Here is a 10,886-nt window from a genome sequence, read left to right as displayed (position 1 = left end):
GCCGCGGTCGGCGCGCTGGAACGGTGGCGCAGCGTGCTGGCCGCCGCGATCCGCGACGGGCAGCAGTCCGGTGAGTTCGCCCCGGACATCGACGCCGGTGCCGCGGCTGAGCTGATCGTCGACGCATGGGAGGGCGCGGCGCTGCGGGCGAAGAGCACCGGCGAGAGCACACCGATCGACAACGTGACCGCGCTGATCTTCGATCGCATCCTGTCGGTGCGTTAGGGCACGATCACCTGATGGTCGTCTCGCTCAGCGCAGCGCAGGCCCGTCGCATCGCCGTGTCGGCACAGGGCTTCGGCGAGCCCGCGCCGCGCGGCCCGGTCACCCGCGCGCACCTGCGGCGGCTCATCGGGCGAATCCAGGTGCTGCAGCTCGACTCGGTGTCGGTGACGGTGCGTGCGCACTACGCGCCGGTGTTCAGCCGTCTCGGCGGGTACGACCGGGACGTGCTCGACGCGGCCGCCTGGAGGCACAGTGCGCGCTCGCCCCGGCTGCTCGTCGAGTACTGGGCGCACGAGGCGGCGCTCATGGCCGTCGACGACTGGCCGCTGATGCGGTGGCGGATGCGGGAATACGTCCACGGCCGCTGGGGCACCGAGATCGTCCGGAAGAACCCCAAGCTCGCCGAGGACGTCGTCGCGGCCGTGGCCGAGCTCGGTCCGTCGACGGCCGGCCAGATCGAGGCGTACCTGGAGGCGGAGCCGCGGGGGCGCAAGGGTCCGTGGTGGGACCGCAGCGAGACGAAGTGGGTGGCCGAGGCGCTGTGGTCGTCCGGGGTGCTGACCACAGCGACCCGGGTGGGATTCGCCAGGCACTACGACCTGTCCGAGCGGGTGCTGCCGCCGGACGTGCTGGCGCGGGAGGTCGACGACGACGAGGCGATCCGCGAACTGGCGCTGCGCGCGGCGACGGCGCTCGGGGTGGCCACCGAGGCCGACATCCGCGACTACTTCCGGCTCTCGGCCAAACAGGTGAAGCCGGCGCTCGCCGATCTCGTCGACGCGGGACAGCTCGAGGCCGTGGAGGTCGACGGGTGGGCCGCGCCGGCATATCTGCGAGCGGGCCAGAGTGTGCCGCGCCGAGACCGGGGCACCGCGCTGCTCTGCCCGTTCGATCCGCTGATCTTCTTCCGGCCGCGGATGGAGCGCCTGTTCGGATTCCACTACCGCATCGAGATCTATGTGCCGCAACACAAGCGGCAGTTCGGCTACTACGTGTGGCCGTTCCTGCTCGACGGCCGCCTGGTGGGCCGGGTTGACCTGAAGGCCGAACGGGCAGCCGATGCCCTGCACGTGGTGGGGGCGTTCACCGAGCCGGGGGAGCGCCCGGTGGAGGTGGCCGCCGCTCTGGCCGTCGAGCTGCGCCGGATGGCGGACTGGCTGGGACTGGCCGACGTGGCGGTCGGGGAGCGCGGGGACCTGGCCGGCGCGTTACGGGCCGCTGTCGGCGCGCCGGCGCCGAGGTGAGTCAGGAGCCGGTCCAGATCGCGAGTTCGCCGCCGGGCATACACACGGTCAGGAACCCGGCCGGACCGCTGACGTTCCACGCTTCGTAGGCCGGATCGGGCTCGACCGTCAGCCGGGTCGAGTCGTCGAAACCGATTGTCAGCGTCCCTGCTTCGGACACCCGGGCATCGACGATGGTGTGGCCGACGAGACGGCCCAGCAGCGCACGTACCTTGTCCGGGTCGGCCTCCGGTGACAGTTCGACGCTGCGGTCCGGCAGGTGAAGGTGGAACGGTGATTCCACCGTGACGTTGTACCGGTCCGACAGCCGCAGATACAGGGCGTACTCGACGTACATCGATGTGATGGTTCTGCCGCGCAGGCCGAGATCCGCGATCACGGCGCACGTCTCATCGCGGTCAATGCCGATCGGGCGGCATCCACGACGTCGCCCCAGCGCGGGTCGGAGAGGTAACGGGCATCCGGGGCATCGCCCAGATCGGCGATCAGCGGCCCGAGCACCCGCTCGAGCAGCCTCAGCGTGTCGACCTCGCGGTCATCGGTCAGGACCGTTCCCAGCCGGGCACCCGGATCGGGTAGCACCATGTCGTAGAGGACGTTGACGGTCAGGGTCAGATCGTCGAAGAAGCCCTCCCGCGGGTAGTGCCGCCCGATCCACACCCGTCGCTGATACGCCGGATCGGACAGTGACGTCAACGCGTTGACGACCTCTCGTCGCATCTCGGGATAGCGCACAGGGGTCACGGTGGTCCTCATTCTGCAATCGCCGGTGCCGGGTCGAGCCCGTCTAGTCCGGCCATTCCGCGATCTGTTGCGCATTGACGCGAGAGAGGATCTCACTGACCGTCCGCCCGTAGTCCGTCGGCTCCCAGTCCCGGTCGAGATGATCGACGAACTCCTCGCTGAGGGTGTTCACGATCTCGACGGCATCCGGTCGCGACAGCGCATGCGCCGTGCGGATCCGGTCGGCCAACTCCGGATGGCGGCGGCTCATGATCTCGACGAGCAACCCGGCGTGATCGCGGGTGAGGAACCCGAATTCGCCGTTCACGGGCCGACGACCTCGATCTCGTCCGGGCGCGGCCACCGCGTGGGCACATCGTCGGTCACCCAGGCGTATTCGAGGCCGGACAGCCGGCCGCCCTCCACCCAGACGAGGATCTCGCCCCGGTACTCGGTCCCGTTCGGAACGAACGCCCGCGCCGGGACCGGCCCGTCCGGCGCGTCGACCTCCGGCACATGGCTGGGGGACCGGACGTCGAGGATCCAGTCGGTCGAACGACGGACGACCGCCCCGGCGAGCCCGTCGAGCAGCCCCGCGAACCCGGGCAGTGCCGCGACGACGGCCGCCACCACCGCCATCTCCTCGTCGGACATCTGCCGCCAGTCAGCGTCGTACTCCTTCGGCGTCACGGCGCGTCCCGCAGGGTGAACCGCGGCGGGCCGGCGCATCGGACCCGAACCCGTCCCCAGTCACCGGTGACCTCGTACGTGCCGTCGGCCGACGTCAGGCTGTCGATATTGCCCAGGTCGGTCTCGCCGGTCGCGTCGACGTAGCGCCGCGTCGAGCGCTCCAGCCAATCGGTGTGCGCCACGTCGGAGAACACCAGCGCGCCGTGGGCGTAGCAGTACTGCTCGCCGGGAAGCGGATCGTGATAGGCGGGATGCTCAGGGGCGAGAACGGCCGACATCCAGAACGTCAGTCGTCCGGCCGCCTCGACGATGTCGAGCAGGTAGCTGTCTTCGAGGTAGAGGGCACTCAATCCGGGCATCTCGGCGTAGTGGCTCATCGGTCCGTCCAGCGTAAGGCGGTTCCGGCAGGCCACCGGTCACGAATCCTGCGGCCGTCGCACTAAGGTGAGCCCGTGGCCGAGACCGCGCCGCTGCGCGTGCAACTGATCGCGAAGACCGACTTCGTGGCGCCGCCGGACGTCCCGTGGAGCACGGACGCCGACGGCGGCGAGGCGCTGGTCGAATTCGCCGGCCGGGCCTGCTACCAGAGCTGGTCCAAGACCAACCCCCGCACCGCCACCAACGCCTCCTACCTGCGGCACATCATCGACGTCGGACACTTCTCGGTGCTCGAACACGCCTCGGTGTCCTTCTACATCAGCGGCATCTCCCGGTCGTGCACCCACGAGCTGATCCGGCACCGGCACTTCTCCTACTCGCAGCTGTCGCAGCGGTACGTCCCCGAGCACGACTCGCAGGTGGTGATCCCGCCGGGCATGGAGGACGACCCGGAGCTGGTCCGGATCTTCACCGAGGCGGTCGACGCGAACCGGGCCACGTACACCGACCTGCTGGCCCGGCTGGAGGCGAAGCTCATCGGCGACCAGTCCGGCGACCGGTCGGCCGTGCTGCGCCGCAAGCAGGCCCGGCAGGCGGCCCGCGCGGTGCTGCCCAACGCGACCGAGACCCGCATCGTCGTCACCGGCAACTACCGCGCCTGGCGGCACTTCATCGCGATGCGGGCCAGTGAGCACGCCGACGTCGAGATCCGCCGGCTCGCCATCGCCTGCCTGCGCCAGCTCGTCGACGTCGCCCCCGCGGTGTTCGGCGACTTCGACATCGCGACGCTCGCCGACGGCACCGAGGTGGCCACCTCGCCGCTGGCTACGGAAGCGTGAACACCAGCGGGTAATCTAGGTGTCCGTGAGCACCGGCGGATTCGACGTGACGGCCCGACTGGGCACCGTGCTGACCGCGATGGTCACTCCGTTCAAGCCGGACGGCTCCCTGGACACCGCCACCGCAGCCCGGTTGGCGACCCACCTGGTCGACGCGGGCTGCGACGGGCTGGTGCTCTCCGGAACCACCGGCGAGTCGCCGACCACCACCGACGGCGAGAAGCTGACACTGCTGAGCGCCGTGCTCGAAGCGGTCGGAGACCGGGCGCGGGTGATCGCCGGCGCGGGCACCTACGACACCGCCCACAGCATGAACCTGGCCAGGGCCTGCCAGGCGGAGGGCGCCCACGGCCTGCTGGTGGTGACCCCGTACTACTCGCGACCCTCGCAGTCCGGCCTGCTCGCGCACTTCACCGCGATCGCCGATGCGACCCCGCTGCCGCTGATCCTCTACGACATCCCGCCGCGCTCGGTGATCCCCATCGAATGGCCGACCATCCGCACGCTGGCCGAACATCCGAACGTCGTCGCGATCAAGGACGCCAAGGGCGATCTGCACGGTGGCGGGCGGATCATCGCCGAGACGGGGCTGGCGTACTACTCGGGAGACGACGCGCTGAACCTGCCGTGGCTGGCGATGGGCGCCGTCGGGGTGATCAGCGTCTGGGGGCACGTGGCCGCAGGCCAGATCCGCGACATGCTGTCCGCGTTCCACTCCGGCGACGTCGCGACCGCACGCAAGATCAACGGCACGCTGGCGCCGCTGGCCGACGCGCAGGCCCGCCTGGGCGGAGTGACGATGGCCAAGGAGGGACTGCGCCTGCAGGGCTTCCAGACCGGCGATCCGCGACTTCCCCAGGTCGCGGCCACACCCACCGAGGTCGAGGCGCTGGCCAGAGACATGCGCGCGGCAGCGGTACTGCGATGACCGCCGCTCGGACGGCACGGTGATGGAGACCCCCGAACTGAGGCCACCGCGCCCGCTGGCACCGGGTGGGCTGCGGGTCACCGCACTCGGCGGCATCAGCGAGATCGGCCGCAACATGACGGTCTTCGAGCACCTCGGCCGGCTGCTCATCATCGACTGCGGGGTGCTGTTCCCCACCCACGACGAGCCGGGCGTCGACCTCATCCTCCCGGACCTGCGGCACGTCGAGGGACGGCTCGACGACGTCGAGGCCCTCGTGCTCACCCACGCGCACGAGGACCACATCGGCGCCATCCCGTTCCTGCTCAAGCTGCGTCCCGACATCCCGGTGGTGGGCTCGAAGTTCACCCTCGCGCTGGTGGCGGAGAAGTGCCGCGAACACCGCCTCAAGCCGAAGTTCGTCGAGGTCGCGGCGGGCGGGCGCAGCACTCACGGAGTCTTCGAGTGCCAGTACTTCACCGTCAACCACTCCATCCCCGGCTGCCTGGCGGTGGCCCTGCACACCGGCGCCGGAACCGTCCTGCACACCGGTGACATCAAGCTCGACCAGATGCCGCTGGACGGCGTCCCGACCGACCTGCCCGGGATGTCGCGGCTGGGCGACGCCGGCGTCGACCTCTTCCTCTGCGATTCGACCAACGCCGAACACCCCGGTGTCAGCCCGTCGGAGAGCGAGATCGGCCCCACGATGCACCGGCTGATCCGCGGCGCCGAGGGCCGGGTGATCGTCGCGTGCTTCGCCTCCAATGTCGACCGCGTGCAGCAGATCATCGACGCCGCAGTGGCACTGGGCCGGCGGGTGTCGTTCGTCGGCCGGTCGATGGTGCGCAACATGGGTATCGCGCGCGAACTCGGCTACCTCGACGTCGGCACCGACGACGTCATCGACATCGGCGCGGCCGAGATGATGCCGCCCGACCGGGTGGTGCTCATCACCACCGGCACCCAGGGCGAGCCGATGGCCGCCCTGTCCCGGATGTCACGTGGCGAGCATCGCAGCATCACCCTCACCGCAGGCGACCTGATCATCCTGTCGTCGTCGCTCATCCCCGGCAACGAAGAAGCCGTCTACGGCGTCATCGACGCGCTGGCGAAGATCGGCGCCCGGGTGGTCACCAATGCCCAGGCGCGCGTGCACGTCACGGGTCACGCCTACGCCGGCGAGCTGATGTTCCTCTACAACGGCGTGCGACCGCGCAACGTGATGCCGGTGCACGGCACCTGGCGGCACCTGCGCGCCAACGCGAAGCTGGCGGCGACGAGCGGCGTGCCGGAGGACAACGTGGTGATCGCCGAGAACGGCGTCAGCGTCGACCTCGTGGCGGGCAAGGCGAGCATCGCCGGAGCGGTCCCGGTCGGCAAGATGTTCGTCGACGGCCTGATCACCGGAGACGTCGGCGACGCCACGCTCGGCGAACGGCTCATCCTGTCATCGGGTTTCATCGCGGTGACCGTGGTGGTGCACCGTGGCACCGGCCGGCCCGCCGGGCCGGCGCACCTGTTCTCACGAGGCTTCTCCGAAGACCCCAAGGCGCTCGAACCGGTCGCGCTCAAGGTGGAGGCCGAGTTGGAGTCACTGGCTGCCGACACGGTCACCGATCCCGGGCGCATCGCCCAGGCGGTGCGCCGCACCATCGGCAAGTGGGTGGGGGAGACCTACCGCCGTCAGCCGATGATCGTCCCGACGGTCATCGAGATCTGAGGGTCCGCGCCGCGAGGTGCGCGCCGTATCCGACGCCCGCGAGCGTGGCCCACGACCTGCTGCGCCGGTGGCGGATGCCCAGTCCGACCGCGGTGGCGACGGTGCCGTTGACATAGGTGTGCAGCCGGACGCGTCGCGAATACGCCTGCTGCGTCAGCGGAATGAACAGCCACGGATTGGTGAGGTGGGCGACCCCGGCGCCGACGAGCGTCAAGCCGGCCACCCGGGCGACGGTGGAGTCTGATGTGGGCATGGTTCCTCCTCGGATCACTCTGGTGCCGCCCTGTCGTCGACGCGTTCCCTGCTGTTGAGCAGCAGCGCGATGGACAGGGCGAGGCCGATCGATATCACCGACGCGGTCCAGCCGCGGCGGATCCAGATCGCCGAACGACACTGCCCGACATAATCCGGTTGTGTCTGTCGGGTTTCCGCGGCGGCAGCGTCCGCGGTGCCGGCCTGGCTGTAGTCGGCGGCGAAGCCGGTACCGCACGTGATGCGGAATCCCCACTGGTCGAAGTCGTCGAGGGACGTCGACCAGTACAGCCCGAGGAATCCCACACCGATCATCGCCGCAGCGATGAGGGCCAACGTGACCCGGTCGCGCATCGCCCTGACCAGTCGCATGCTCAGGACAGGGAACCCAGGATGGGCTCGGACTCGATGAGGCCTTCGTCGCTGGGCGCGATGTGCTGCCCGAACACGCGCTTGGCCTGGCGGTCCCGCAATTCGCGGTGCGCGACGGCGGGTGGTTCGAAGCCGTAGCGCGTCCGCGCCTCGGCGGGCGTGAGTGTTTCCCGGCGAGCCGGGGGCACACCGAGTTTGACCGGCGCCACGACGGGATGTGTCATCGGCGAGAGCACCTTGAGCATGGCGAGTTCGGCGCGCGGACTCACGGTCATCGCCCGGAAGGCCGTCCACAGGACGGGCCGGACCGCGACGTCGACGATCCTGGGCTGGCGGATGTCGCTCATCTCGCGCATCCACTGCGGCATGGTGGCGATGGTTCCGGCCCGCAGCACCTCGGCGACCACCCGCGCCACCGGGCGCGCCGCCCTGGGCATCGGCGGCAGCATCACCTTGGCGTCGAGTAGGTGGTTCATTGCCTGGACGGCGATCTCGCTGCCCGCCAGCTGCGGTCGCATCTGCTCGAAGTAGCGCCGCACCCCGTCGCGGGTGCGCGGCACGTCCTCGGGCGAGCAGGTCTGCAGTTCGGCGGCGATCGCGCACTCCTCCCAGTAGCGGGCCTCCTCCTCGGGAGATAGTGGGCCGGGACCGTACTTCTCGTAGGCGTAGAGGATCGAGTGCCAGGCGGTCAGATGGATCCACAGCTGGGAGGCGGGATCGTTCGCGTCGTATCGCCCGCCGCCGTAGGGTTCGGTGCCGATCGCCTTCGAGTGGATCTTCACCAGAATGTCCGAGGCGGTGGCGGTTTCGCGTGTCCCCCCGAACGCGACCAGCGCGAAGTAGTGCAGGGTGCGGTCGTAGCGGGTGCGGGGGCGCTTGTAGATGTCGTGGGTCGTGTCGACCGCGGCGACGAGGTTCGGATCGAGTTCTTCGACCACGACGGCGCGCTGGAACCCGACCGTGAGCGATGTCGGATACCCCCACACCTTCCAGGTCACCGAGTCGGGTCCGAAGAACCCGTAGTCCTCGTGAGCGGTCACGGCGCCCCTGCTCTCGGTAGTGACCGCCCGGAGGACGGCAGCGGGTCCGGACCGGGGTCTGCGACGGCGTGCGGTGCGCTCGAGACTGGTTGTGGACATGGGGCTTCCCTTCAGTAGTGGGTGGAGAGGTGCCGCTATTGCTATGCGGCGGCGAAGGCGTGGCACATCATCCGGCCGTAGAGCTCGCCGAGATCGTCTGCCCTCCAGGGGTTTGCGTCGTCGAGCAGTGACCGGACGGCCGCCTCGGAGGAGGACATCAGCAGCTCGACCAGGACGGGCAGTTTCGTGTCGGCGTCGGCCATCGACCACCACTTCTCCAGCACCGGCCGAAGCCAGGCGGACGTCGCGTCGCCCAGTTGGGCACGCACGCGAGCGAATCGGCTTGCCACGGCCGGGTCCGGGGTGGCGAAGAAGACGAAGCGCCACGATAGCGGCCGCGCCTGCACCACCCGCAGCAGCGACTGGAAGCCGGTGGTGAAGGCGGCCTCGGGGGTGTCGCCGCGGGCGGAGTGCAGCGCCTCCACCAGTGCGTCGCGCAGGACGGCGGTCTCGCGCTCCAGCAGTGCCGAGATGAGCTGGATCCGGTCGGCGAAGCACGCGTAGACCACCGGGCGGGTGACGTTGAGGCGTTGTGCGACAGCGCCGATGGTGACCTCGCTGACGCCCTGCTCGAACGTGATGGCCAAGGCGGCGTCGAGGACCTGCGGCCGCCGGCGTTCCGGGCCCAGGTGGGCTGCCCGGCTGCGTCGACGTGTCTTCACGGCGGTGGCCATGAACGCAACGTACCAGCGGAAGCTACATGTGTGAAGGAAATTTCTGCATGGATGTAGGAAATTCCTTCATCAGTGAAGGTTTTTATCGGCAGGCGAAGCCGATGTGCTGCGGGAACGGGCGGCGAGGGGTTGAGGATTCGCTCATCGACGGCTCATGCGTCGGGAGTGTCCGAGGCTGAGAAGGAGTCACGGCCACCGGCATCGCGGGGCCGGATGGACCGGCGGTGAGACCCAGATGAGAGCGCTCTCATCTGGGCCGCGTCAACGCTTGTTGACGAACCCCGCGTCGACCGGCAGCGTGACGCCGGTGATGTAGCGCGCCTCGTCGGACACCAGCCAGGCCACCGCCGCGGCGATGTCCTCGGCCTGCAGTGTCTGCACAGGCAAGGCATTGCCCATGTCGGGGCCGCCCTTGCTCTCCTGTGCCAGACCCTCGAGCCAGCTGCGGGTGAACTCGTTGTCGATCATCGGTGTGTCGACGCCCGCCGGGTGCACCGAGTTGACCCGGATGCTGTGCGAGGCAAGCAGATTGGCGTACACGCGCATGATGCCCACGATGCCGTGCTTGGCGGCGGCATAACCGACGGAGCCGGCCATCGGCGACGCAAGGCCGACCAGGCCCGCCACCGAGCTGGTCAGCACCATCGCGCCGCCGTTGCCCGCCTTGACCATCGGGCGCGCAGCGAGCTCCACGGTGTGGAAGACGCCGGTGAGGTTGACGTCGATGACGTCCTGCCAGGCGTCCTCGCCGGCCATCGGCGCGATGCCGGCGTTGGCGACCACGATGTCGAGTCGTCCGCCCAGCGCCTCGACGCCTTCGGTCAGCGCGGCCTTGAGCGCCGCGCGGTCGCGGACGTCGGCCTGCGTGGCGACGATCCGCGCGCCGGTGTCCTCGACCAGCTTCACCGTGGCGGCCAGGTCGTCGGCGGTCGCCAGCGGGTAGGGGACCGACGCGATCTGGTCACAGATGTCGACCGCGATCACGTCGGCGCCCTCGGACGCCAGCCGCACGGCGTGCGCACGGCCCTGGCCGCGAGCGGCTCCGGTGATGAACGCGACCCTGCCCGCGAGCGGTTTGTCGACAGCCATCAGGATCCTCGCTTCTTCGCGCAAGCGCTCATCAGGGCCGCAGCGAGCCCTTGGCCGGATCGCCCGCCACCACGGCCTGCGCCACCTTGATGTCGGGAGCTCCGGCGAGGTGCTCGCCGACCTCGGCGAACATCTGCGTCACCGCGGGCGCCTGGCCGTGCGCCGCCAGCGCGTCTCCGTCGGCCCACTGCTCGACGAAGATGAAGGTGCCGTTCGTCTCGTGCAGTGAGTACAGGTCGCAGCCCGGCTCCTGATGCACCTCGGCGACGGTGCGCTTCATGATCTCCCGCACGGTGTCCACGGATTCGGGCTTGACCTGCATGGTGGCGACGACGGTGACGGGCATGGGCAGATGACTCCTCGTGGGGCGCGGCGGCGGGTGGCGGTCCAGCGCGGTGACCGGACAGGTGTCCACCTTAAACAGCAGGCCCGGCGGCGATGTGAGGCAGACCGGCGTCTTTGCAACCAATCTGTGACCCGTGTGGCAGATGGTGATAGTGGGGTTGATGCGACTAGGCTGAGCGGCATGGCAAGTAAGACCGTTGCCCGATCCGGAGCGCGTTCCGGCAGGTCAAAGGCGGGTACGCGGAGCACGGCGCGACCACGGAAGTCGGCGCCCGCCCGCCGCAGG

At 69.7% G+C, this 10,886-nt stretch carries 16 protein-coding genes; 5 read left to right on the top strand and 11 right to left on the bottom strand.

Annotation, left to right across the window (positions count from 1 at the left end):
• Both Q2100_RS22690 and Q2100_RS22685 read left to right on the top strand, forming a co-directional pair.
• Positions 1–225: TetR family transcriptional regulator C-terminal domain-containing protein (locus Q2100_RS22690; protein ID WP_302915874.1), on the top strand; the 225-nt coding region annotated here is incomplete at its 5' end.
• 14 nt (positions 226–239) lie between these two features.
• A complete protein-coding gene (locus Q2100_RS22685; RefSeq protein WP_302915873.1) occupies positions 240–1,469 on the top strand; it encodes a winged helix-turn-helix domain-containing protein in 1,230 nt (409 codons plus the stop codon).
• Position 1,470: 1 nt separating this feature from the next.
• Here Q2100_RS22685 and Q2100_RS22680 read toward each other — a convergent pair whose 3' ends face one another.
• Genes Q2100_RS22680 through Q2100_RS22660 form a run of 5 tightly spaced genes read right to left on the bottom strand, consistent with a single transcriptional unit; the run spans position 1,471 to position 3,259 of the window.
• Complete coding sequence (locus Q2100_RS22680) at positions 1,471–1,848, bottom strand: DUF6188 family protein (protein WP_302915872.1); 378 nt, start codon at positions 1,846–1,848, stop codon at positions 1,471–1,473.
• Entirely contained in the window at positions 1,845–2,225 is a 381-nt protein-coding gene (locus tag Q2100_RS22675) for an SCO4402 family protein (protein ID WP_302915871.1), read from the bottom strand. The genes Q2100_RS22680 and Q2100_RS22675 overlap by 4 nt, the downstream gene beginning before the upstream one ends.
• Positions 2,226–2,256: 31 nt before the next feature.
• Complete coding sequence (locus tag Q2100_RS22670; protein WP_302915870.1) at positions 2,257–2,520, bottom strand: hypothetical protein; 264 nt, start codon at positions 2,518–2,520, stop codon at positions 2,257–2,259.
• Positions 2,517–2,882, bottom strand: coding sequence for a hypothetical protein (locus Q2100_RS22665; RefSeq protein ID WP_302915869.1), 366 nt, complete (start codon positions 2,880–2,882; stop codon positions 2,517–2,519). Before Q2100_RS22665 ends, Q2100_RS22670 begins: the two co-directional genes overlap by 4 nt.
• The gene (locus Q2100_RS22660) at positions 2,879–3,259 is read right to left on the bottom strand and encodes a hypothetical protein (protein WP_302915868.1); all 381 of its coding nucleotides are present in this window, start codon (positions 3,257–3,259) and stop codon (positions 2,879–2,881) included. Before Q2100_RS22660 ends, Q2100_RS22665 begins: the two co-directional genes overlap by 4 nt.
• Positions 3,260–3,334: 75 nt before the next feature.
• On the opposite strand from Q2100_RS22660, the gene thyX reads away from it, so the two are divergent.
• The 3 genes from thyX to Q2100_RS22645 are packed head-to-tail and all read left to right on the top strand — an operon-like array spanning position 3,335 to position 6,729.
• Positions 3,335–4,099: an FAD-dependent thymidylate synthase gene (thyX, locus tag Q2100_RS22655; protein ID WP_302915867.1), complete on the top strand. Its 765-nt coding sequence runs from the start codon at positions 3,335–3,337 to the stop codon at positions 4,097–4,099.
• Positions 4,100–4,118: 19 nt separating this feature from the next.
• The gene (gene dapA / locus Q2100_RS22650) at positions 4,119–5,027 is read left to right on the top strand and encodes a 4-hydroxy-tetrahydrodipicolinate synthase (protein ID WP_302915866.1); all 909 of its coding nucleotides are present in this window, start codon (positions 4,119–4,121) and stop codon (positions 5,025–5,027) included.
• Between the two features lie 22 nt (positions 5,028–5,049).
• Complete coding sequence (locus tag Q2100_RS22645) at positions 5,050–6,729, top strand: ribonuclease J (protein WP_302915865.1); 1,680 nt, start codon at positions 5,050–5,052, stop codon at positions 6,727–6,729.
• Here the strand turns inward: Q2100_RS22645 and Q2100_RS22640 are convergent.
• The 6 genes from Q2100_RS22640 to Q2100_RS22615 form a co-directional block, all read right to left on the bottom strand.
• Entirely contained in the window at positions 6,716–6,982 is a 267-nt protein-coding gene (locus Q2100_RS22640; protein ID WP_302915864.1) for a hypothetical protein, read from the bottom strand. The two genes, Q2100_RS22645 and Q2100_RS22640, sit on opposite strands and share 14 nt — an antisense overlap.
• A 14-nt stretch (positions 6,983–6,996) precedes the next feature.
• On the bottom strand, positions 6,997–7,353 hold the full coding sequence (locus Q2100_RS22635) for a hypothetical protein (protein ID WP_302915863.1): 357 nt from the start codon (positions 7,351–7,353) through the stop codon (positions 6,997–6,999).
• Between the two features lie 2 nt (positions 7,354–7,355).
• A complete protein-coding gene (locus tag Q2100_RS22630) occupies positions 7,356–8,393 on the bottom strand; it encodes an oxygenase MpaB family protein (RefSeq protein ID WP_302915862.1) in 1,038 nt (345 codons plus the stop codon).
• Between the two features lie 140 nt (positions 8,394–8,533).
• The gene (locus Q2100_RS22625; RefSeq protein WP_302915861.1) at positions 8,534–9,166 is read right to left on the bottom strand and encodes a TetR/AcrR family transcriptional regulator; all 633 of its coding nucleotides are present in this window, start codon (positions 9,164–9,166) and stop codon (positions 8,534–8,536) included.
• Positions 9,167–9,427: 261 nt separating this feature from the next.
• A complete protein-coding gene (locus Q2100_RS22620) occupies positions 9,428–10,255 on the bottom strand; it encodes a mycofactocin-coupled SDR family oxidoreductase (RefSeq protein ID WP_302915860.1) in 828 nt (275 codons plus the stop codon).
• A 31-nt stretch (positions 10,256–10,286) separates the two neighbouring features.
• Complete coding sequence (locus Q2100_RS22615) at positions 10,287–10,601, bottom strand: putative quinol monooxygenase (RefSeq protein WP_264013469.1); 315 nt, start codon at positions 10,599–10,601, stop codon at positions 10,287–10,289.
• Positions 10,602–10,886 lie beyond the last annotated feature (285 nt).

Source organism: Mycolicibacterium arseniciresistens (assembly GCF_030519285.1).
GTDB lineage: Bacteria > Actinomycetota > Actinomycetes > Mycobacteriales > Mycobacteriaceae > Mycobacterium > Mycobacterium arseniciresistens.
This window is presented reverse-complemented; position numbering and strand designations above follow the sequence as displayed.